The sequence below is a fragment of the Mycobacterium sp. DHQP2018-32-09 genome, assembly GCF_058148405.1.
The window spans coordinates 1-22,684 of the sequence record NZ_JBYVYK010000010.1 but is presented as its reverse complement, the minus strand read 5'-3'; the positions used below and the strand labels follow the sequence as shown (position 1 = coordinate 22,684).

The following is a 22,684-nucleotide window of genomic DNA, read 5'->3' as shown; positions in this document are numbered from 1 at the left end:
GGCGAACCCGTGCCGCCGGTGGCGGGCAGTCGTAGCGTGGAGTGGTGACCGCACCCAAGAACTTGCCTGACTTGCCTGACTTGCCCCGCACCGTCGGCGAACTGCGCGCTTCTGGCCACCGCGAGCGGGGAGTCAAGGAAGAGATCCGCGAGAACCTGCTGGCCGCGCTGGCCGAGCGGCGCGACGTGTGGCAGGGCATTCTCGGCTTCGAGGACACCGTGCTGCCGCAGCTGGAACGTGCGCTGATCGCCGGCCACGACGTGGTGCTGCTCGGCGAACGCGGCCAGGGCAAGACGCGGCTGCTGCGCGCCCTGTCCGGGCTGCTCGACGAGTGGACGCCCGTCATCGAGGGATCGGAACTTGGCGAGCACCCGTTCAGCCCCATCACCCCCGAGTCGATCCGCAGGGCCGCCACCTCGGGTGACGACCTGCCCATCACGTGGCGGCACCGCAGCGAGCGCTACACCGAGAAGCTCGCGACCCCCGACACCAGCGTCGCCGACCTCGTCGGTGACATCGACCCGATCAAGGTGGCCGAGGGCCGCAGCCTCGGCGACCCCGAGACCATCGCGTTCGGGCTGATTCCCCGCGCCCACCGCGGCATCGTCGCCGTCAACGAGCTGCCCGACCTCGCCGAGCGCATCCAGGTCGCGATGCTCAACGTCATGGAGGAGCGCGACATCCAGGTGCGTGGCTACACGCTGCGCCTGCCGCTCGACGTGCTGGTGGTCGCCAGCGCCAACCCCGAGGACTACACCAACCGCGGCCGCATCATCACGCCGCTCAAGGACCGGTTCGGCGCCGAGATCCGCACGCACTACCCGCTGCAGCTGGAGGCCGAGGTCGGCGTCATCAACCAGGAGGCCAACCTCACCGCCGCCGTCCCCGACTACCTGCTGCAGATCGTGGCGCGGTTCGCGCGCAGCCTGCGCGAATCGCAGTCGATCGATCAGCGCTCCGGCGTCTCGGCGCGGTTCGCCATCGCAGCGGCCGAGACGGTGGCCGCGGCCGCCAGGCACCGCTCGACGATCCTCGGCGAGGAGGCGCCCGTCGCCCGCGTCGTCGACCTGCAGACCATCATCGACGTGTTGCGCGGCAAGCTCGAGTTCGAGTCCGGTGAGGAAGGACGCGAGCAGGCCATCCTCGAACACCTGCTGCGCCGCGCCACCGCGGACACCGCGCAGCGGCTGCTCGGCGGTCTGGACGTGGGTCCGCTGGTGTCCGCCATCGAAGACGGCGCGCCGGTGACGACGGGGGAGCGCGTGGCCGCCAAGGCGGTGCTGGCCGCGCTGCCCGACCTGCCCGTGATCGACCAGATCGCCTCCCGGCTGGGGGCGAGCAGCGAAGGAGAACGCGCCGCTGCCCTGGAATTGGCGCTGGAGGCGCTGTACCTGGCCAAGCGCATCGACAAGGTGTCGGACGAGGGTGAAACCGTCTATGGCTGATGCACACCACGGGCGGTCGTCCCGGTACTCGCGATACACCGGCGGGCCAGATCCCTTGGCCCCGCCGGTGGATCTGAGGGAGGCGCTCGAGGCCATCGGCCAGGACGTCATGGAGGGCAGTTCCCCGCGGCGGGCCTTGCAGGAGTTGCTGCGTCGGGGCATGAAGGACATGCGCGGGGCGGACCGGCTGGCGGCCGAAGCCAACAGTAAGCGGCGAAAGCTGTTGCAGCGCAACAATCTCAACGGCACGCTGCAGGAGATCAAGAAGCTGCTCGACGAGGCGGTGCTGGCCGAACGCAAGGAACTGGCCCGCGCGCTCGACGACGACGCCCGCTTCGGGGAACTCCAGCTCGAATCGCTGCCGCCGTCACCGGCCAAGGCCGTCCAGGAGCTCGCCGAATACGAGTGGCGCAGCGCAGAGGCCCGCGAGAAGTACGAGCAGATCAAGGATTTGATGGGTCGGGAGATGCTCGACCAGCGCTTCGCGGGCATGAAGCAGGCGCTCGAGAACGCCACCGATGAGGATCGGCAGCGCGTCAACGACATGCTCGACGACCTCAACGACCTGCTGGACAAGCACGCCAGGGGCGAGGACTCGCCCGAGGACTTCCAGGACTTCATGGCCAAGCACGGCGAGTTCTTCCCGGAGAACCCGCGCGACATCGACGAGCTACTCGACTCGCTGGCCGCCCGCGCCGCCGCCGCCCAGCGGTTCCGCAACAGCCTCACCGAGCAGCAGCGCGCCGAACTGGACGCGTTGGCGCAGCAGGCGTTCGGCTCGCCATCGCTGCAGAACGCGCTGAGCCGCCTCGACGGCCACCTGCAGGCGGCTCGTCCTGGCGAGGACTGGACCGGATCGTCGAACTTCAAGGGCGAGAACCCGTTCGGCATGGGTGAGGGCGCCCAGGCGATGGCCGACATCGCCGAACTCGAGCAACTCGCCGAACAGCTGTCCCAGGGCTACGCCGGCGCGCAGATGGACGACGTCGACCTCGACATGCTGGCGCGCCAACTCGGCGAGGACGCCGCCGTCGACGCCCGCACGCTCGCCGAACTCGAACGCGCCCTGATGAACCAGGGTTTCCTGGATCGCGGGTCGGACGGGCAGTGGCGGTTGTCGCCGAAGGCCATGCGCCAGCTCGGCCAGGCCGCCCTACGTGACGTCGCGCAACGACTCTCGGGGCACCACGGGGAACGCGAGACACGGCGGGCAGGAGCTGCCGGAGAACTGACCGGTGCGACGCGGCCGTGGCAGTTCGGTGACACCGAGCCGTGGAACGTGACGCGGACGCTGACGAATGCGGTGTTGCGCAGGGCCGGCGGGCAGGAGCGCAGTGACGGGGGGATCGGTCGCGACGGGGGGATGGCGCCAGCTACGGGGACGCTGGAGCGTCCGCTGCGCATCACGACGGACGACGTCGAGGTCTCCGAGACCGAGGCGCGCACCCAGGCCGTCGTCGCCCTGCTCGTCGACACGTCGTTCTCGATGGTGATGGAGCAGCGCTGGCTCCCCATGAAACGCACCGCGCTGGCGCTCAACCATCTGGTGAGCACGCGGTTCCGTTCCGACGCCCTGCAGATCATCGCGTTCGGTCGCCACGCCCGCACCGTCACTGCCGCCGAACTGACCGGCATGGAAGGCGTGTTCGAACAGGGGACCAACCTGCACCACGCGCTGGCCCTGGCCACCCGGCACCTACGCCGGCACCCCAACGCGCAGCCGACCGTGCTCGTCGTCACCGACGGGGAACCCACGGCGCACCTGGAGGACTGGGGCGGCGACGAGGGTACCGGGGTGTTCTTCGACTACCCGCCGCATCCCCGCACGATCGCGGCGACCGTGCGCGGCTTCGACGAGGTGGCCCGCATGGGTGCGCAGGTGACGATCTTCCGCCTCGGCAGCGACCCGGGGCTGGCGCGCTTCATCGACCAGGTGGCGCGCCGAGTCGAGGGGCGGGTGGTGGTCCCCGAACTCGACGGCCTGGGTGCCGCCGTCGTCAGCGACTACCTGCGGGCGCGCCGCCGCCGCTGACCGTCCGAGCAGACCCGAACGTGCCCCGAATCCCGCGATTCGGGGCACGTTCGCGTCTGCTTGCGAGTGGGAACATGTCAACACCGGCCAGTGCTTAGCCACTTTGCTGGGGGCTATTTGCTGGGCCTTTTGATCTAGTTCCAAGTATCCCCAGCGTACGGGTAAGTTGGTTTATCAGCGTCCCCGTAAATTACTGCTCAAATAGTTTGCCGCTGGCATTCCGATCTTTGCTCGTGTGTGTCATGATGTTCGCAGTCGCGCCTTTCTCAGTTTCCTCTCAGGAGTCCTCATGGCACTGCGTCCCTTCGTCACCGCCGGTGTTGCGTTCGCTGCGGCGGGTGTCATGGCCTATATGCCGGCGATCGTTCCGCAACTGACGCAGCGTGAGGAGAAGGTGGCGGCCAACGTCGCCCTGTCTGCCGACCTCGCGGACCTCATCAACGTCTACTTCGGGGACGAGCCCACCCTCATCACCCCCGACTCGCCCGGTACCGCCCGGCTGTCGGGTGTCATCTACCAGCTGCTGCTCGACCAGTTCGGTGGCTACCCGCCCAACAAGCAGACGCTGGATTCGTTCTTCCAGCAGGGCGCGGACAAGGTGGTCTACGACTACCTACTCAGCGGCACCACCAACCCCGACACCGCGAACTACCTGAGGATCTTCTTCAACCAGGGCACCCCCGACAACCCGGGGCTGCGGGGTGCCTCCGGCGTCATCTATCAGCGCCTCCTGGAATCCGAGCTGACGCCCGAGCAGAAGGGCGTGCTGACCGACTTCTTCGAAGGTGGCCTGACTCAGGTCACGCACACGCAGCTGCGCGACCGGTTCCAAGACCCCGTACAACGACAGTTTCTCGACGACTTCTATACAGGAGGCGCGACCCGGCTGGCCTACCGCCAGCTCGGCGGTGACTTCACCGACCCAAACACCTCGTCCACGCCGTACCTCAGCGCGTTCTTCAACATCAACAACCCGTACGGCGATGAGAACGCCGCTGGCATGAACACCGGCATCTCGTCGGACCCGTCGCTGCACGGCGTCTCCGGGGTGGTCTATCAGCGGATCGTGGAGGCAAACAACTCCGGAGATCTCTCTGATGAGCAGTTCGACGTGCTCGACGCCTTCTTCCACGGTGGCGCCTCGCAAGTCGTTCAGGAGCAGCTGCTGGCCCGCACGGCAGATCCGAACCAGCAGAACATCATCAACGAGTTCTTCGGCAACGGGTTCTTCGGTGTGGTGCGCTACCTGCTGACCGGCCCGGTGCCGCCTGCGGAAGAGCCTGCGGAGACGACCCAGCAGGCCCCGGACACGACCGCGCTCGTGGCGATGAGCCGACTGGCCGCGCCCGAGCAATCTGCGACACCGCAAGCCGGCGATGTCGCCGCGTCCACTCCCGAGCCGGCGGCGGCCGAGTCGACGCCCGTCGTCTCGTCGCGCACCGCCAAGCTCGCGGTGCCCGCGCCCGAGCCGGCCAAGGCGCCACAGGTCCAGCCGGCCGTCGCCGCGCCCGTCGTCGAGGTGGCCAAGGAGTCGGCGCCCGAGGTGCAGCCGGCGGCGGCCCCCGCGCCGGTGTCGACGCCTGCCGCCGATCCCGCACCGGCGGCCGATCCCGACCCCGCCCCGGTGAAGTCCACGTCGTCGGTGAAGGAGAAGAGCGGCGCCACCGATGCCACGGAAGCCATGAAGGGTGGCAACAAGGTCGAGGTGGACCCGATCATCCTCCCGGGCGGCAAGTCGGGAAGCGGCGGCGGTAGCTGGGGGATCTTCGGCCAGATCGCCGACGCCATCGGCAAGGGCATCAGCGGCGCCGGTGCGGCGTCGCCCAATGGCCCGGCGAAGTCGCCCTCGGGGTCGACCTCGGAGTCGAGTGGCGGTAGCGAAGGCTGACGTTCCACCGCGTTCCGGCGCTCCGCCCCACGTGGGAGGGGCGCCGGACGTCGTTTCCGTCCGCAAACACAGCACGGCTCGGTGCGAGGTCTCAGCGGAGCCACGGCCTCGTGTACAGCGAGTATTCAGCTAACTGGTGTAGTGCCCTGGCGCGGAGGGACCGGCGCGCGGCACCTGCGGTTCGACGTGCGACACGCCGGCGGGTGAATCCGGGGTTTGCGCGGGCATGGTGGCCCAGCGCCCGACGTCGGCATCGACTCCGGGCAGCCGAGCCTCCTGGCGGCCCGCCCGGGGCGCCGAAATTTGCTGACATCGTTGCATCCGAAATTATTATGTGACCTTAACGATATCGGTCGGCAAACTCGCGGCAGTCGAAGAAGCCGGCTCGCGTCCTGCTGTTCACGTCGTGCTCGGCGGTGAAGTTGAGCGGTTGCACAGGGTCTGACCAGAGGCCTTGGCGTCCACGCGCGTCGAGCGCCACAGATCATCCCAAGGGTATGTGACTTTCGCGTGGCAAATTTTCGCGAGCGCGTATTAGTATCCTCTTGGTCGTTTCTCAGGTTTTCCGAAGCCTCGCAGTCGTCGCAACCCGAAGGGTCCTCCCATGGCAGTAGCTCGCTCGTACCTCACCGCCGGTGTGGCCTTCGCCACGGCCGGCCTGATTGCCGTGACGCCGGCCCTGGCACCGCCGCTGGCGCCCCGCGACATTCAGGTGGCGCAGGCGACCGAGGCGCAGGTGAAGCTGGCCGCCGATCTCAAGGATCTGATCAACGTCTACTTCGGCGTGAACCCCTACAACGGCGTGCCCGGCTTCGACGAGGTGCTGCCCGGCACCACGGGCGCCACCGGCGTGCTGTACCAGCTCCTGATGGAGGCCACCGGCGACGCGACACTGGTCCAGGACTTCTTCACCGGAGGCGCCGCATCGGTGGCCGCAAGGCTCGCCGAGGCCGCGGTAGCGGGCAACCCGCTGGCCGAACAGCTCATCAAGATCTACTACACCGGCGGCGCCACCCTGCTGGCCCAGTCGCTGCTCGGCGTCATCATCCCGCCGGACAGCACCGCGGGCACGCTCACCAACGACTTCTTCGACGGCGGCGCCAGCCAGGTCGCGTGGCGTCTGCTGGGCGGCGACCCGGGCACGCCCGCGGGTACCGACCCCACCAAGCCGGCCGTCCCCACCACCACGCCGTACCTCAACATCTTCTTCGACATCGCCAATCCGATCCCCGGATCCGCGATAAGGCCCGGATTCCAGGGCATCACTGGCGTCAGCTACCAGGCGTTGATGGATGCGACGACCGATCCCGGGCAGCGTCAGTTCCTCACGGACTTCTACGGCGACGGCATCGACAAGGTCGTTCAAACGCAGGTCAGCAACGCAACCGCCGGAGACGCCAACCTGAACGAGGCCGTCAACGACTTCTTCGACGGCGGTGTCACTCAGGTCGTACAGACACAGTTGCTCCGCGCGGCGGGCGCGAACACCGTGCAAGCCGACCTCATCAACGAGTTCTTCGAAAACGGTCTTTCCGGTGTGGTCCGCTACCTGCTGGTGGGGCCGGCGCCCGTTGACCCGGACGAAGGCGATGATTCTTTGACATCACGTGTTGCGGCGAATCAGACCGTCGACACCGCCGACGCTGCGCAGACACCCGAGCAGGCCGCGGGCGTGCAGGCGCTGCAGCGCCTCAAGGTGACGTCGACCAACGGCACGTCGAAGTCCGACGTCGTCGCCGTGAGCGCCACGACCGCGGCGAAGACGCCCGCCAAGGCGGAGGCGCCCGAGACCGGAGACTCGGCCAAGACGCCCGTCGTGACCGAGGACGTGGCGCTCGAGACCGGCGGCACGACGACGCCCGAGGACGCGACCACGCCCGAGGTCAAGCCCGCGCCCGAGGTCGTCAAGCCGGTGACCAAGCCGGTCGTGGCCGACACCCCGGCCAAGCCGGCCGCGTCGCAGGCCGACTCGGCGTCCGCACCCGACGCCGCCTCGTCGCCCGAGCCGGCGAAGAAGTCGACCTCCAAGGTCAAGGAAAAGCCCGCCGCAACCAGCAGCGACGACGACACCACCAAGTCCGGCAACAAGTTCGAGCCCACCATCATCATCCCGGGTGGCGGTGGCAGCGGCGGCGGTGGCGCCACCGGCTGGGGCGTGTTCGGCGACATCGCGAACGCCGTGGTCAAGAGCGTGACCGGCGGCGGTGCGCCCGCCGGCGGCGGCTCCGACGGCGGCTCGTCCACCGGCGGTGGCGCAGGCAGCGGTAGCAAGGGCAGCGGCTCCGGCGGCGGCTCCAGCGCCAACGAGTAGACCCACGACGACGCATCGGCCCCCTCCGAATCCGGAGGTGGCCGATGTGCGTTCGACGGCAGTGGCGGGTTAGGTGGCCTTGCGTTTCTTGCGCTTGATGCTGACGCTGCCCCACAGCGAGAAGCCCTTGATCGTCACGGACGGGGCACCCGGCGACCCCATCTCGCCGACGTGGTCGAACCCACCCATGACGCCGACCCCGCGCACCCGCACGTTGACCTCGGGCGGCACCAGGATGGTCTGACCGCCGAACACGGCGTACGAGTTGATCTCGACGTCGTGCGAGGTGAAGTCCGCATAGCGCAGGTCGATGACGCCCCCGCCGAACACGGCGACCGCGGTCACGCGCTTCGGCACGTTCCACCGTCCCCGCCGCTCGAATCCGCTCATGATGGCGAGCAGCAGCGTGGACGGCGCCGGCTGGCTCGGGGTTCCGGAGGCGGCCGTCGAGGCCACGCCCGGCAGATCGGCGCACAACCTGTCCAGTTCGCCGTAGGTCTGCGCCCCGTAGGCCTTGGCCAGGCGCTGCTCGTACTCACTCATCTGGAGACGCCCCTGCGCGGCGGCTTCGGTGAGCAACTGGGCGACCTGCATGCGGTCGGCATCGGCAACGCGCATCGATTTACTACGCGGCGCTGGAGTGCTCATCATCGACGAGCCTACGACTAACCTCGGCACATGCAAGGGGGAGGTCGAACTCCTCACGGAATCCATGTAGTTTGCGTTGCCACTCCGGCAACCCGTGAAACATTCGGCAGGCGTGTCAGGCGACGTGCGCCACGGTCACGAAGGCGTCCAACTGGGCGGACGCTTCTGGAGAAACGCCATCATGCCTTCGCGCGCCTCGTCGGAGACGAACAGGGCCGCCGATTGCTCGGCCAGCCGCTGCGCGTCCCGGTCGAACGCCTCCAGCAGGGCCGCCGTCGTCAACGCCTTCGACGTCGCCAGCCCCTGCGGTGAGCCCTTGGCCACCTCGGCCGCCAGCTCGCGCACCCGCGCCTCCACGTCGTCGGCGGCCACCGTCACCAACCCGATGGCCGCGGCCTCGGCGGCGTCGAACTTCTCACCCGTGACGAAGTAGCGGCCCGCCGCGCGCGCGGTGAGCTTCGGCAGCAACGTCAGCGAGATGATCGACGGCGCCACGCCGATCCGCGCCTCGGTAAGGGCGAACGTGCTCGCAGGCCCGGCGACCACCATGTCACACGCTCCCACCAGCCCGAGCCCGCCGGCGCGGACGTGGCCGTTCACGGCGCCGATCACCGGCACGGGAAGCGCCACGATGGCTCTCAGCGTCGCGGCCATCTCCGTGGCGCGCGCCAGCGCCAGCTCACCCGGGTCACCTCCGGTCGCCTCGCTGAGATCGGCCCCCGCACAGAATGTTCCACCGGTGTGTCCCAGCACGACGCAACGCACCGCCGGATCGGCTGCCGCCCGGTCCAGACCCTGGTGTAGGGCTGCGACCAGCGTGCTCGACAGCGCGTTGCGATTGTGAGGCGAGTCGAGGGTCAACCGCGCGACGCCCGCCTCGGCCGAATAGCGGACCAGGTCGGTCATCGGTGTCCTCGCCTCTTCGCGCGGGCGCTCATCGGTGCCCTCGCCTCTTCGCGCGGGCGCTCATCGGTGCCCTCGCCTCTTCGCGCAAGCGCTCATCGGTGCCCCCGCCTCTTCGCGCACGCGCTCATCAGTAGCTCCGGGGGAGACCCAGCGACGTCTGCGCCACGAAGTTCAGGATCATCTCCCGGCTCACCGGCGCTATCCGGGCCAGTCGCGACGCCACCAGCACCGAGGCGATGCCGTACTCCTTGGTCAGCCCGTTGCCGCCCAGCGACTGCACGGCCTGATCCACCGCACGCACCGACGCCTCACCGGCCGCATACTTGGCCATGTTCGCGGCCTCCGCGGCACCGCCGTCGTCGCCGAGGTCGTACAACGCCGCAGCCTTCTGCATCATCAGCTTGGCCAGCTCGACCTCGATGTGGTTCTGCGCCAACGGATGCGCGATGCCCTGATGCGAGCCGATGGGCGTCTTCCACACCTGCCGGGTCTTGACGTACTCGGTGGCCTTGCCGATGGCGAACCGGCCCATGCCGACCGCGCTGGCCGCCCCCATGATCCGCTCCGGGTTCAGCCCGGCGAACAACTGCGCGATGGCTGCGTCCTCGGAGCCCACCAGGGCGTCCGCCGGCAGCCGCACGTCGTCGAGGAACAGCTGGAACTGGAACTCCGGGCTGACGATCTCCATCGGGATCTTCGTGTAGCTCAATCCCGGTGTGTCCGTGGGGACCACGAAAAGCGCCGGCTTCAGGTTGCCGGTCTTGTGGTCTTCGGTGCGCCCCACCACCAGCACGGCCTGCGCCTGATCCACACCGGAGATGTACACCTTCTGGCCGCTGAGGATCCAGTCGCTGCCGTCGCGTCGTGCAGTGGTGGTGATCCTGTGGGAGTTGGACCCGGCGTCGGGCTCGGTGATCGCGAAGGCCATGGTGATGGTGCCGTCGGCGATGCCGGGAAGCCACCGCTGCTTCTGCTCGGTGGTGCCGAACTTGCTGATGATCGTCCCGTTGATGGCCGGGGAGACCACCATCATCAGCAGTGCGGACCCAGCCGCGGCCATCTCCTCCATGACGAGGCTCAGCTCGTACATGCCGGCGCCACCGCCGCCGTACTCCTCCGGCAGGTTGACCCCGATGAAGCCCAGTTTTCCTGCCTCACTCCACAACTCGGTGGTGTGCTCGCCGGCCCTGGCCTTCTCCAGGTAGTACTTCTCACCGTAGCCCGCCGCAAATTGCGATACGGCCTTGCGGAGTTCCCGCTGCTCGTCGGTTTCGACGAAACTCATGTGCTTCTCCTCGGATTGGGTTACTCGACGCGTGCGAGTACGGTGCCGACGTCGACCTGCTGGCCGGCTTCGACGTGGAGTTCGGCGAGCACACCGTCACCGGGGGCGGCGATGGTGTGCTCCATCTTCATGGCTTCCAACCAGATCAACGGCTGCCCGGCCGCCACCGTGTCGCCCACGGTCGCACCGACGCGCACCACCGAGCCCGGCATCGGCGCCAGCAGCGATCCCCGGGCGACGGCCGCATCCGGGTCGCCGAAGCGCGGTGTCGCCGTCAATCGCACCGAGCCCGAGGCGCCGTCGACGTAGACACTGGAGCCGTAACGGTCCACGTCGAATGCACGCTCGACGCCGCCTGCCGACAGCACGATGCGATCGGGCGTGGACGAGACCAGGGTGACCTCGCCGTCGTCGGGAAGCTGCAGCCGACCGCGGACGAACCGGTAGCGCACCTCGAACGGCTCACCCGCGGTGTCGGTATACCCCTTGACCTGGTATCCCGACGCCAGGTTGCGCCAGCCGCTGGGCATGCCGCCCAGGACGGACGCCGATGACCGGTTCTGCGCGGCATCGGCCAGCGCCGCCGCGATGGCGGCCAGCCGGGTCGTGTTGGCGGGAGCCACGGGCGCGGCCAGCGTGGCCAGGCCGTGCGTGTCGAAGAACGCGGTGTCGGTGGCGCCGTCGACGAACGCCGGGTGCCGCAGCACGTTGACCAACAGGTCCCGGTTCGTCGTGATGCCGTGCAGGCGGGTGCGGACCAGGGCGTCGGCGAGGATCGCGGCGGCCTGGGGGCGGGTGGGCGCGAACGAGATGACCTTGGCCAGCATGGGGTCGTAGAACACCGACACCTCGGACCCACCCGTGACGCCGCTGTCCACGCGCACGCCGGTCACGCCCAGCGTGCCGAACGCCGCACGCGCGGTGGGCACCTCGAACCGGTGCACCGGCCCGGCCTGGGGCTGCCAGTCCTTGGCGGGGTCCTCGGCGTACAACCGCACCTCGATCGAATGCCCCCGCGCCGCAGGCGGTGCGGATGCCAGACGCCCACCGGCGGCCACGTCGAGCTGCAACTCCACCAGATCGAGGCCGGTGGTCTCCTCGGTGACCGGGTGCTCGACCTGCAACCGCGTGTTCATCTCCAGGAAGAAGAAGTCGCCATCGTGGTCGGCCATGAACTCCACGGTGCCCGCGCCGGTGTAGTCGATGGCCTTGGCGGCCAACCGCGCCGCCTCGAAGAGCTTCTCGCGCATCCCGGGGGTGCGTTCCACCAACGGTGACGGCGCCTCTTCGACCACCTTCTGGTGGCGTCGCTGAATGGAGCACTCGCGTTCGCCGACCGCCCACACCGTGCCGTGGGCGTCGGCCATCACCTGTACCTCGACGTGGTGTCCCGAGGCGAGGTAGCGCTCGCAGAACACCGTCGGATCGCCGAAGGCGGACTGCGCCTCACGGCGCGCGGCCTCGACCTGCCCTCGCAGCTCACCCACCTCGCGCACCACGCGCATGCCGCGACCGCCGCCGCCCGCGGACGCCTTGATCAACACCGGCAGGTCCTCGGCGGTGACGGTCGCGGGGTCGAGTTCGGCGAGGACGGGCACCCCTGCGGCGGCCATCATCTTCTTCGCTTCGATCTTCGAGCCCATCGCGCGCACCGCGGCGACCGGCGGGCCGATCCACGTCAGCTCCGCATCGACGACCGCCTTGGCGAAATCGGGGTTCTCCGAGAGGAATCCGTACCCGGGATGGATCGCGTCGGCGCCCGAGGCTCGCGCGGCGGCGATCAGCTGGTCGACGTCGAGGTAGCCGTTGCGCCCGTCGAGGCGCACGCGCACGTCGGCCTCCGCGACGTGCGGGCTCCCGGCGTCGGGGTCGGTGTACACCGCGACCGTGCCGATGCCCAGCCGGCGGCACGTCGCGAACACCCGGCGGGCGATCTCCCCGCGGTTGGCGACGAGCACTCGTTGAATCACGGATTTCCCTTCCTTGCGATTTCGGCGCGGAAACCGTCGCTGACCGAACACGAGCGCGCCGAAATCACGAGGGCGCTCACATCCGGAAGACGCCGAAGTTCGACGTCCCCTCGACGGGACCACTGGCGATGGCGGACAGGCACATTCCGAGGACCGTCCGCGTGTCGCGGGGATCGATGACCCCGTCGTCGTAGAGCCGACCCGACAGGAACGTCGGCAGCGACTCCGCCTCGATCTGCGCCTCGACCGCGGCGCGCAACGCGGCATCGGCGTCCTCGTCGACCTGCTGACCGCGGGCCTCGGCCGCCGCCCGGCTGACGATCGACAGCACGCCTGCCAACTGCGTACCGCCCATCACGGCGGACTTCGAGCTGGGCCAGGCGAACAGGAACCGCGGATCGTAGGCACGGCCGCACATCCCGTAGTGGCCCGCACCGTAGGAGGCGCCGATGAGCAACGAGATGTGCGGCACCGTCGAATTGGACACCGCGTTGATCATCATCGAGCCGTGCTTGATCATGCCGCCCTCCTCGTACTTGCGGCCCACCATGTAGCCGGTGGTGTTGTGCAAGAAGAGCAGTGGCGTGTCCGACCGGTTGGCCAACTGGATGAACTGCGTGGCCTTCTGCGACTCCTCGCTGAACAGCACGCCGCGCGCATTGGCGAGGATGCCCACGGGATGGCCGTGCAGCGTGGCCCATCCCGTGACCAGTGATCCGCCGTAGAGGGGCTTGAACTCGTCGAAGTCCGAGCCGTCCACGATGCGGGCGATCACGTCGCGGGGGTCGAACGGGATGCGCAGATCGGCGGGCACGATGCCGATCAGCTCCTCGGGGTCGTACGCCGGCGGGCGCACCGGGCCGGGAGTCGGCCCCTGCTTGCGCCAGTTGAGCCGCGCCACGATGCGCCTGCCGATGCGCACGGCGTCGGGTTCGTCGACGGCGAAGTAGTCACCGAGACCCGAAGTGCGGGCGTGCATCTCGGCGCCACCGAGGGACTCGTCGTCGGACTCCTCGCCGGTGGCCATCTTCACCAGCGGAGGCCCGGCGAGGAACACCTTCGAGCGTTCCTTGATCATCACGACGTGGTCGGACATGCCGGGCACGTAGGCGCCACCGGCGGTCGAGTTGCCGAACACCAGCGCGATGGTGGGGATGCCCGCGGCCGACAGGCGGGTCAGGTCGCGGAACATCTGCCCGCCGGGGATGAAGATCTCCTTCTGCGTCGGCAGGTCCGCGCCGCCGGACTCGACCAGCGAGATCACGGGCAGGCGGTTCTGCAGCGCGATCTGGTTGGCCCGCAGGATCTTCTTGAGCGTCCAGGGGTTGCTGGTACCACCCTTGACGGTCGGGTCGTTGGCCACCACCAGACATTCGACGCCCTCGACGACCCCGATCCCGGTGACGACGCTGGCGCCGACGGTGAAGTCGGTGCCCCAGGCCGCCAGCGGGCTCAACTCCAGGAACGGCGAATCCGCGTCCACCAGCAGCTCGATGCGTTCCCGCGCGGTGAGCTTGCCGCGCGCGTGATGACGATCGACGTACTTCGCGCCGCCGCCGCCGAGCGCCTTGGCGTGCTCGGCGTCGAGTTCGGCGAGCTTGATCGACATGGCCTCCGCGGCGGCACGATAGCCGTCACCGCGGGTGTCGAGCATCGACTTCAACGGGGTCATGCCTGAAAGCCCAGTGTCTTGGCCGCCAGGCCGGTCAGGATCTCGGTGGTGCCGCCGCCGATGCCCAGGATGCGCATGTCGCGGTACTGCCGTTCGATCTCGGACTCGGCCATGTAGCCCATGCCGCCGAACAGCTGCACGGCGGCGTTCGCCACCCACTCACCGGCCTCCACTGCGGTGTTCTTGGCGAAGCACACCTCGGTGATCAGGTTGGGGTCGCCGGCCAACTGGCGTTCGACGAGCGTGCGGGTGTACACCCGGGCGACGTCGATGCGACGCGCCATGTCGGCCAGCGTGTTCTGCACGGCCTGCCGCGAGATCAGCGGCCGGCCGAACGTCTCCCGATCGCGACACCACGCCACCGTCAGGTCAAGGCAGCGCTGGGCACCCGAATACGCCTGTGCCGCAAGGCCGACACGTTCGGAGACGAACGCCGCCGCGATCTGCAGGAAGCCGGTGTTCTCCGCGCCGATCAGGTTCGTCACCGGCACCCGGGCATCGACGTAGGACAACTCGGCGGTGTCCGAGGAGCGCCAACCCATCTTCTCCAGCTTGCGGCTCACCTCGAAGCCGGGGGTGCCCTTGTCGACCACGATCAGCGACACCCCTGCGGCGCCGGGGCCACCGGTGCGCGCCGCGGTGACCACGTAGTCCGCACGCACGCCCGACGTGATGTAGGTCTTCGCGCCGTTGAGCACGTAGGAGTCCCCATCGCGGTCGGCGCGCGTGGTGAGGTGCCCGACGTCGGAGCCGCCGCCCGGTTCGGTGATGGCCAGCGAGCCGATCTTCTCGCCGCGCAGCGTCGGTCGCACGTAGGTCTCGATGAGCCGCTCGTCGCCCGAGGCGATCATGTGCGGCACCGCGATGCCGCACGTGAACAGCGACGCGAACACGCCGCCGGGCACCCCGGCCTGATGCAGCTCCTCGCAGATCACCAGGGTGTCGGCGCTGTCGCCGCCGCCCCCGCCGACGGCCTCGGGATAGCCGGCCCCCAGCAGTCCGGCCTCGCCGGCGGCCAGGTGCAGCGACCGTGGCAGCTCGCCGGCCCGCTCCCAGTCGTCGACGTAGGGCAGGATCTCGCGTTCGGCGAACGTGCGCACGGTCTTTCGCAGCTCGTCGCGCTCGGGGCTCGTCCAGGTGGTCGGGTTCACTGCAGCAGCTCCTCGGGGATGTCGACGTGGCGGGATCGCAACCATTCGCCAAGGCCCTTGGCCTGGGGGTCGAATCGCGCCTGGTACGCGACCCCCTTGCCCAGGATGCCCTCGATGACGAAGTTGAGTGCCCGCAGATTGGGCAGGACGTGCCGGGTGACGCCGAGTTCGGCGGTCTCGGGCAGCAACTCGCGCAGCTTGTCCACCGTCAGCTCGTGGGCCAGCCAGCGCCAGGCGGCGTCGGTGCGCACCCACACGCCGACGTTGGCGTCGCCGCCCTTGTCGCCGGAGCGCGCACCCGCGACCGTGCCGAGCGGCAGCCGACGCGTCGGTCCCGCAGCCACCGGCGTGGGCAACTCCGGAGCCGGAACCGGTGCCAGCGCCCGGGTCTCGGCGGCGGGCGCGACGTCGGTGCGCGTGCCGTCGGCGTGCACGGCGACGTGGGGCACCTCGTCGGCGGCGACGTACCCGGGGGTGAACACGCCGTAGACCTGTCCGTCCGACGGCGGTGCCGTGGTGGTGAAGCCCGGATAGCTGGCCAGCGCGAGTTCGACTGCGGCCGAGGAGAAGCGGCGGCCGACGACCGCGGGGTCGGGATCGCGCACGACGCAGTGCAGCAGCGCGCTCGCGGCCTCCTCGGTGTCGGCGTCGGGATGGTCGGTGCGCGCCAGCGTCCACTCCAGTTCCGCGGGCCGGGTCCGCAGGGCGGCCTCGAGCTGACGGCGCACCAATTGGGCCTTGGCGTCGACGTCGAGGCCGGTGAGCACGAAGGTCATGGCGTTGCGGAAGCCGCCGATGGCGTTGAGTGACACCTTGAGCGTGGGTGGGGGAGCCTCGCCGCGCACCCCGGTGATGCGCACGCGGTCGGGGCCGTCTGGCGTGAGCGCCACGCTGTCGATGCGCAAGGTGACGTCGGGATTGGCGTAGCGGGCCCCGCCGATCTCGTAGAGCAGCTGGGCGGTGACGGTGTCGACGTCGACCAGCCCGCCGGTGCCGGCGTGCTTCGTGATCACCGATGACCCGTCGGCGGAGATCTCGGCCAGCGGGAAGCCGGGGCGCAGGAGCGTCTCGGGGGTCGACCGTGCGAAGAAGGCGAAGTTGCCGCCGGTGGCCTGGGTGCCGCACTCGATGACGTGACCCGCGGCGACGGCGCCGGCGAGCGCGTCGTAATCGGTTCTGGCCCAACCGAAGTGCGCGGCTGCGGGGCCGACGATCACGGAGGCGTCGGTGACCCGGCCCGTCACCACGACGTGCGCGCCGCGGTCCAGGCAGTCGGCGATGCCCCAGGCGCCGAGGTAGGCGTTGGCGGCCAGTGTGCCGTCGAAGCCGAGTTCGGCGGCGCGGCCCACCAGGTCGTCACCCTCGACGTGGGCCACGTCGACGGCCAGGCCCAGGCGTTCGGCGAGGCCGCGGACGGCCGTCGCCAACCCCGCGGGGTTGAGCCCGCCGGCGTTGGCGACGATCCGCACGCCGCGGTCGAGCGCCAGACCCAGGCACTCCTCCAGCTGGGTGAGGAAGGTCTTCGCGTAGCCGCGTTCGGCGTCCTTGGCGCGGTCGCGGGCCAGGATCAGCATCGTCAGCTCGGCCAGGTAGTCGCCGGTCAGATAGTCCAGGGCGCCGCCGTCGAGCATCTCCCGCATCGCGGAGCGCCGGTCACCGTAGAAGCCCGAGCAGTTTCCGATCCGCACCGGGCAGGCGGTCTTGCCGCCCACGCCCTCCGCGACTGTCACACGGGCTCCCATCGTCGTCGACGGCTTCAACCAACCGGTAGGGCGGTACGTTAGTCGATACCATCGGTAACGCGTCAAGGGTCGACCGCCCATCGCCGGTGGTTTGGTCGGCGAAGACCCGTGGTTTGGTCGGTGCAGAGGTCGCCCGCTATCCTGACGTGCAACCGTTGGCCGCTGTCGTGTGCGCGGCAACACCCCTGATCAAGGAGATGCTCGTCATGGCTGTGCCCAAGCGCAGGATGTCGCGCGCGAACACCCGTAGCCGTCGCGCGCAGTGGAAGGCCGAGGCCACCGGTCTGGTCACCGTCAACGTCGCTGGTCAGCAGCACAAGGTGCCGCGTCGCCTGCTCAAGGCGGCTCGCCTCGGCCTCATCGACCTCGATCGTCGCTGACGTCGATCCCTCCACCGTCGCTGGTGGGGAGGAACGCGCCGTCGACCTGACGGCGCGCCTCTCAGCCCACTCTCAGACGTGGGGTTGAAACTGTGGCTGTGCGAATTCTTGTCGTCGACGACGATCGCGCCGTTCGTGAATCCCTGCGCCGGTCGCTGTCCTTCAACGGATACTCGGTGGACCTGGCCCAGGACGGCGTCGAGGCGCTCGAGTCCATAGCCAGCGATCGGCCCGACGCCGTGGTCTTGGACGTCATGATGCCGCGGCTGGACGGTCTCGAAGTCTGTCGGCAGCTCCGCAGTACCGGTGACGACCTGCCCATCCTGGTCCTCACGGCACGGGACTCGGTGTCCGAACGGGTCGCCGGGTTGGACGCCGGCGCCGACGACTACCTGCCCAAACCGTTTGCGCTCGAGGAATTGCTGGCCCGCATGCGGGCGCTGCTGCGGCGGACCACCCTCGACGAGCGCGGCGCCGACTCCGCCACCCTCACCTTCTCGGACCTCAGCCTGGACCCCGTGACGCGGGAGGTGATGCGCGGCGAGCGGCCCATCAGCCTCACCCGTACCGAGTTCTCGCTGCTCGAGATGCTGATCGCCAACCCGCGCCGCGTGCTCACCCGGAGCCGCATCCTCGAAGAGGTGTGGGGCTTCGACTTCCCGACGTCGGGCAACGCCCTCGAGGTATACGTCGGATACCTGCGTCGCAAGACCGAAGCGGAGGGGGAGCCGCGCCTCATCCACACCGTGCGCGGTGTGGGTTACGTGCTGCGCGAGACACCTCCCTGATGGCCGCGGTGAAGCCCTGGGAGCTGTGGCGGGTGCCGTCGCGCGTCCGCGCCACCGAGACCGGCGAGCCGTCGCTGCACGACACCAGCTCGGTGTCGCTGCGGTGGCGCGTGATGTTGCTGGCCATGTCGATGGTGGCCATGGTCGTGGTGCTCATGGCCGTCGCCGTCTACGTCGTGGTGTCGCGGGCCCTCTACCAGGACGTCGACAATCAGCTGCAGAGCCGCGCCCGGCTGCTCATCGAGAGCGGATCCCTGGCCGCCGATCCCGGCAAGGCCATCGAGGGCACGGCGTACTCGGACGTCAACGCGATGCTGGTCAACCCCGGCCGGTCCATCTACACCGCCAACCAGGCCGGCCAGACGCTCCCGCTCGGACAACCCGAGAAGGACGTCATCTCCGGGGACCTGCGGATGTCGCTGCGCACCGTCAACAACCAGCGCGTGCTGGCCTATCACCTGTCCAACGGCAGCTCGCTGCTGATCTCCAAGAGCATGGAGCCCACGAGCAAGGTGCTCAAACGGTTGGGCACGATCCTGCTCATCGTCGGCGGGCTCGGCATGGCGGTGGCCGCCATCGCGGGCGGCACGGTCGCCCGCACCGGGCTCAGACCCGTCGCTCGGCTGACTCAGGCTGCCGAGCGCGTGGCCCGGACCGACGATCTGAGGCCCATTCCGGTGCACGGCAGCGACGAGCTGGCACGCCTGACCGAGGCGTTCAACATGATGCTGCGCGCACTGGCGGAGTCCCGCGAGCGGCAGGCCCGGCTGGTGTCCGACGCGGGTCACGAGCTGCGGACGCCCCTGACGTCGCTGCGTACCAACGTCGAGCTGCTGATGGCGTCGATGGCGCCCGGGGCGCCCCGACTGCCCGACGACGAGATGGCGGGCCTGCGCGCCGACGTCATCGCCCAGATCGAGGAGCTGTCCACGCTCGTCGGCGACCTCGTCGACCTGACCCGCGACGACGAAGGCATCGTGGTGCACGAGCCCGTCGACATGTCCGAGGTCGTCGACCGCAGCCTGGAGCGGGTCCGGCGGCGGCGCAACGACATCCAATTCGACGTCGCCGTGACGCCCTGGCAGGTGTTCGGCGACTCGGCCGGCTTGTCGCGGGCCGTGCTGAACCTGCTGGACAACGCGGCGAAGTGGAGCCCGCCGAACGGCCGCGTCGGCGTGCACCTGGCGCAGGTGGACGCCGTCAACGCGAAGCTGGTGGTCTCCGATCAGGGCCCCGGCATCCCTCCGGAGGAGCGCGCGTTGGTGTTCGAGCGCTTCTACCGCTCCACGTCGGCGCGCGCGATGCCCGGTTCCGGATTGGGGCTGGCGATCGTCAAGCAGGTGATCCTGCGGCACGGCGGCTCGATCTGGATCGAGGACGCCGCCCCCGGCGTCGTGCCGCCGGGCACGTCGTTCCACGTGGTGTTGCCGGGGCGTCCCGTCGCGACACGCCCGGACGTGGCGTCGGACGCGGCGCTGGGCCGCGGCGGCGGCGGAGGCCTCTGACCACCGATTCGGTCAGCGACCCGACGGGTAAGTCTCGGGTTGCCCCGAACGATCTCTAAGTGGATTCTCAGCCCTGGCGGGCATTGTCGACGCCAACGGTTCGTTTCATGGGTGAACGATCCGTGCACGCACTCGAGGGAAGAGCACACAGGGGACATGACGAACCACCCGAGGTACTCGCCGCCGCCTCCGCCGGGATCCCGGCCGGGTGGGTACGACCAGCAGCCGCACGGCCCGTACGGCAGCGCCTCGCGCACCGGCGCGCCGTCGGCCGGCTACGACTGGCGCTACGCGACGCAGCAGCAGGCCTACCGGGGTCCCCACGATCCCTATCCGGGTGGCCCGGTGCGGCCGGTGCCCCCGGCCCCGCGTCCCCCGCAGCGTCCTCGCGGCGGCAGCCTCGTCATCGGTGCGCTGGCCATCGCCCTGGTGTCCGCGGGCATCGGTGGCGGCGTGGCAACACTAGTGCAGCCCGACCGCCCGGCAGTCACCTCGTCGCTCGGCGGTGCGACGCAGTCGGAGCCGGCCGCGAGCCTGCCCGCCGGGTCCGTCGAGCAGGTGGCGGCGAAGGTGGTGCCCAGCGTCGTCAAGCTCGAGACCGACATGGGCCGCGCGTCGGAGGAGGGATCCGGGATCATCCTGTCCTCGGACGGACTGATCCTCACCAACAACCACGTGGTGGCGGGCGCCCGACCGGGTGGTCCCGGTCCCATACAGGGCGGACCGGTGCAGACCAAGGTCACCTTCGCCAACGGTGACACGACGACGTTCACCGTGGTCGGCACCGACCCGAGCAGTGACATCGCCGTGGTTCGCGCCGACGGCGCGAGCGGGTTGACGCCGATCACGCTGGGATCGTCGGCGAACCTGCGGGTCGGCCAGGACGTGGTCGCGATCGGCTCGCCGCTGGGCCTGGAGGGCACGGTCACCACCGGCATCGTCAGCGCGCTCAACCGCCCGGTCGCCGCAGGCGGCGACTCCAAGAACCAGAACACCGTGCTCGACGCCATCCAGACCGACGCCGCCATCAACCCAGGAAACTCCGGCGGTGCCCTGGTGAACATGAACGGTGAGCTGGTGGGCGTGAACTCCGCGATCGCCACGCTCGGTGGCGACTCCCCGCAGTCGCAGAGCGGTTCGATCGGCCTGGGCTTCGCCATTCCGGTCGACCAGGCGAAGCGCATCGCCGACGAACTCATCAAGAGCGGTACGGCGTCGCACGCGTCGTTGGGTGTCCAGGTGGCCAACGACAACACCGTCGACGGCGCGAAGATCGTCGACGTCACCGGCGGCGGAGCGGCCGCGTCGGCGGGTCTGCCCAGCGGCGTCGTGGTGACGAAGGTCGACGATCGCGTCATCGGCAGTGCCGATGCGCTGATCGCGGCGGTGCGTTCGAAGGCTCCCGGCGAGCAGGTGACGCTGACGTACCTGGATCCCGCGGGCAAGTCGCAGACCGTTCAGGTCAAGCTCGGCAAGGCCGACCAGTGACGATCACGTCGGGCGGTGTGTCGGTGAAGGTGCCGGTGGAGACGCCGCTGAAGATGGTCGCGCCCACCGCGGACCGGCCATATACGGTTGGCATCATGGAACAGCCGTCTGAGTTGGTAGGCCGCGCCTTGGTCGTGGTCGTGGACGATCGCACCGCCCACGGGGACGAGGAGGACCACAGCGGTCCCCTGGTCACCGAACTGCTCGGTGAGGTGGGATTCGTCGTCGACGGGGTGGTCGTGGTCTCGGCCGACGAGGTGGAGATCCGCAACGCCCTGAACACCGCCGTGATCGGTGGTGTCGACCTGGTGGTGTCGGTGGGGGGCACGGGTGTGACGCCGCGGGACGTGACGCCGGAGGCCACGCGGACCATCCTCGATCGCGAACTCCTGGGCATCGCCGAGGCGCTGCGTGCCTCGGGCCTGTCCGCCGGCATCGTCGACGCGGGATTGTCGCGGGGACTCGCAGGCATCTCGGGCTCCACCCTCGTCGTCAACATCGCGGGTTCGCGCGGGGCGGTCCGCGACGGCATGGCGACCCTCGGCCCGCTGGCAGGCCAGATCATCGGCCAGCTCTCCAGCCTGGAGATCTGAACACCGGAGACGACGTCACATACGGCAGCGGCCGGCGGATCGAACCGATCCGCCGGCCGCCGCCGTTGGTGGCCGATCGTGTTAACGTCCCATGAACTGGGCATTCGTCCGAAATGTGATCTTCATCACACTGGAGGTAAGGCGTGACCCGCGAATCGCATTGGGATCGCGATGCAGTTAACAAGATCTTTGGTAATCCGTTGCCCAATATCACCCGTGACGAGCAAGAGGAAGCGCGCCCCGCCGACGACGGGGAGCGGGATCGATGGCTGCGCGACAACGTTCCGCCGCACCACGCGTGACCTGTGGTTTCACTCTGAGCGAAGTTTGGTAATCCGGGGGTCGTCACCGGCGATGGGGAATACCTTCGGTATGTGACCGGGCCCGATGTCGGACCGGGCCCCGCGCACTCCTCGGTCATGGACCCGGCCCATGCGATGTCAGCAAAGGGCGCCCCGCAATCGGGCGTCACGGCACCCCCGAATCGTATGCGTTGCCGGTTGGTTGTCCCACCGTTATGTTTCTGGCGTCAACGATGAGCAATGCGTAAGAGAAACATGTGGGGTTTCTCATTTCCCTCACATGTTCCTCTTGCCGGGTGTGTGGTTGAGCAGCACCACCCCACACCGAACGCAGCGGTGAGCCTGCCGGATCACCTCCGACACAGCTAGGGAGAACATGAAGGCAATCAGTCGGGTGCTGGTCGCGCTCGTCGCGGCCATCGCGGCGTTGTTCGCGAGCACGGGCACCTCACACGCGGGCCTGGACAACGAGTTGAGCCTCGTTGACGGCAAGGACCGCACGCTCACCATTCAGCAGTGGGATACGTTCCTCAACGGCGTGTTTCCCTTGGACCGCAACCGTTTGACCCGTGAGTGGT

General features: G+C 69.1%; 17 protein-coding genes and 1 pseudogene. 11 read left to right on the top strand and 7 right to left on the bottom strand.

Features of this window, described 5'->3' with window-relative positions; genetic code table 11:
• Positions 1-71 precede the first annotated feature (71 nt).
• The 4 genes from AC30CM_RS07085 to AC30CM_RS07070 all read left to right on the top strand — a co-directional run bounded on the left by AC30CM_RS07085 (position 72) and on the right by AC30CM_RS07070 (position 7,676).
• A complete protein-coding gene (locus tag AC30CM_RS07085; protein WP_490116133.1) occupies positions 72-1,445 on the top strand; it encodes a sigma 54-interacting transcriptional regulator in 1,374 nt (457 codons plus the stop codon).
• Complete coding sequence (locus tag AC30CM_RS07080) at positions 1,438-3,477, top strand: vWA domain-containing protein (RefSeq protein ID WP_490116132.1); 2,040 nt, start codon at positions 1,438-1,440, stop codon at positions 3,475-3,477. The genes AC30CM_RS07085 and AC30CM_RS07080 overlap by 8 nt, the downstream gene beginning before the upstream one ends.
• A gap of 289 nt (positions 3,478-3,766) precedes the next feature.
• A complete protein-coding gene (locus AC30CM_RS07075) occupies positions 3,767-5,365 on the top strand; it encodes a hypothetical protein (RefSeq protein WP_490116131.1) in 1,599 nt (532 codons plus the stop codon).
• Positions 5,366-5,969: 604 nt separating this feature from the next.
• Positions 5,970-7,676, top strand: coding sequence for a hypothetical protein (locus AC30CM_RS07070; protein WP_490116130.1), 1,707 nt, complete (start codon positions 5,970-5,972; stop codon positions 7,674-7,676).
• A gap of 69 nt (positions 7,677-7,745) precedes the next feature.
• Here AC30CM_RS07070 and AC30CM_RS07065 read toward each other — a convergent pair whose 3' ends face one another.
• The 7 genes from AC30CM_RS07065 to AC30CM_RS07035 all read right to left on the bottom strand — a co-directional run bounded on the left by AC30CM_RS07065 (position 7,746) and on the right by AC30CM_RS07035 (position 16,996).
• Positions 7,746-8,324, bottom strand: a complete 579-nt coding sequence (locus tag AC30CM_RS07065) for a DUF1707 SHOCT-like domain-containing protein (protein ID WP_490116129.1) — start codon at positions 8,322-8,324, stop codon at positions 7,746-7,748.
• Between the two features lie 135 nt (positions 8,325-8,459).
• Positions 8,460-9,230: an enoyl-CoA hydratase family protein gene (locus AC30CM_RS07060; protein WP_490116128.1), complete on the bottom strand. Its 771-nt coding sequence runs from the start codon at positions 9,228-9,230 to the stop codon at positions 8,460-8,462.
• A gap of 127 nt (positions 9,231-9,357) precedes the next feature.
• On the bottom strand, positions 9,358-10,515 hold the full coding sequence (locus tag AC30CM_RS07055; protein ID WP_490116127.1) for an acyl-CoA dehydrogenase family protein: 1,158 nt from the start codon (positions 10,513-10,515) through the stop codon (positions 9,358-9,360).
• A 20-nt stretch (positions 10,516-10,535) separates the two neighbouring features.
• A complete protein-coding gene (locus AC30CM_RS07050) occupies positions 10,536-12,485 on the bottom strand; it encodes an acetyl/propionyl/methylcrotonyl-CoA carboxylase subunit alpha (RefSeq protein ID WP_490116126.1) in 1,950 nt (649 codons plus the stop codon).
• A gap of 76 nt (positions 12,486-12,561) precedes the next feature.
• Positions 12,562-14,157: an acyl-CoA carboxylase subunit beta gene (locus AC30CM_RS07045; RefSeq protein WP_490116125.1), complete on the bottom strand. Its 1,596-nt coding sequence runs from the start codon at positions 14,155-14,157 to the stop codon at positions 12,562-12,564.
• On the bottom strand, positions 14,154-15,308 hold the full coding sequence (locus AC30CM_RS07040) for an acyl-CoA dehydrogenase family protein (protein WP_490116124.1): 1,155 nt from the start codon (positions 15,306-15,308) through the stop codon (positions 14,154-14,156). Before AC30CM_RS07040 ends, AC30CM_RS07045 begins: the two co-directional genes overlap by 4 nt.
• Complete coding sequence (locus tag AC30CM_RS07035; RefSeq protein ID WP_490116217.1) at positions 15,305-16,996, bottom strand: acyclic terpene utilization AtuA family protein; 1,692 nt, start codon at positions 16,994-16,996, stop codon at positions 15,305-15,307. The genes AC30CM_RS07040 and AC30CM_RS07035 overlap by 4 nt, the downstream gene beginning before the upstream one ends.
• A 260-nt stretch (positions 16,997-17,256) precedes the next feature.
• On the opposite strand from AC30CM_RS07035, the gene rpmF reads away from it, so the two are divergent.
• The 7 genes and pseudogenes from rpmF to AC30CM_RS07000 form a co-directional block, all read left to right on the top strand.
• Positions 17,257-17,430: a 50S ribosomal protein L32 gene (gene rpmF / locus AC30CM_RS07030; RefSeq protein ID WP_490116123.1), complete on the top strand. Its 174-nt coding sequence runs from the start codon at positions 17,257-17,259 to the stop codon at positions 17,428-17,430.
• Between the two features lie 98 nt (positions 17,431-17,528).
• Positions 17,529-18,218, top strand: coding sequence for a response regulator transcription factor (locus AC30CM_RS07025; protein WP_490116122.1), 690 nt, complete (start codon positions 17,529-17,531; stop codon positions 18,216-18,218).
• The gene (locus tag AC30CM_RS07020) at positions 18,218-19,723 is read left to right on the top strand and encodes a HAMP domain-containing sensor histidine kinase (RefSeq protein WP_490116121.1); all 1,506 of its coding nucleotides are present in this window, start codon (positions 18,218-18,220) and stop codon (positions 19,721-19,723) included. Before AC30CM_RS07025 ends, AC30CM_RS07020 begins: the two co-directional genes overlap by 1 nt.
• A 156-nt stretch (positions 19,724-19,879) precedes the next feature.
• Positions 19,880-21,211: a S1C family serine protease gene (locus AC30CM_RS07015; protein WP_490116120.1), complete on the top strand. Its 1,332-nt coding sequence runs from the start codon at positions 19,880-19,882 to the stop codon at positions 21,209-21,211.
• A gap of 53 nt (positions 21,212-21,264) precedes the next feature.
• Entirely contained in the window at positions 21,265-21,804 is a 540-nt protein-coding gene (locus tag AC30CM_RS07010; protein ID WP_490116216.1) for a MogA/MoaB family molybdenum cofactor biosynthesis protein, read from the top strand.
• Positions 21,805-21,947: 143 nt separating this feature from the next.
• On the top strand, positions 21,948-22,106 hold the full coding sequence (locus AC30CM_RS07005) for a hypothetical protein (protein ID WP_490116119.1): 159 nt from the start codon (positions 21,948-21,950) through the stop codon (positions 22,104-22,106).
• Between the two features lie 376 nt (positions 22,107-22,482).
• Positions 22,483-22,684, top strand: a pseudogene (locus AC30CM_RS07000) (MspA family porin); the annotation flags it as partial.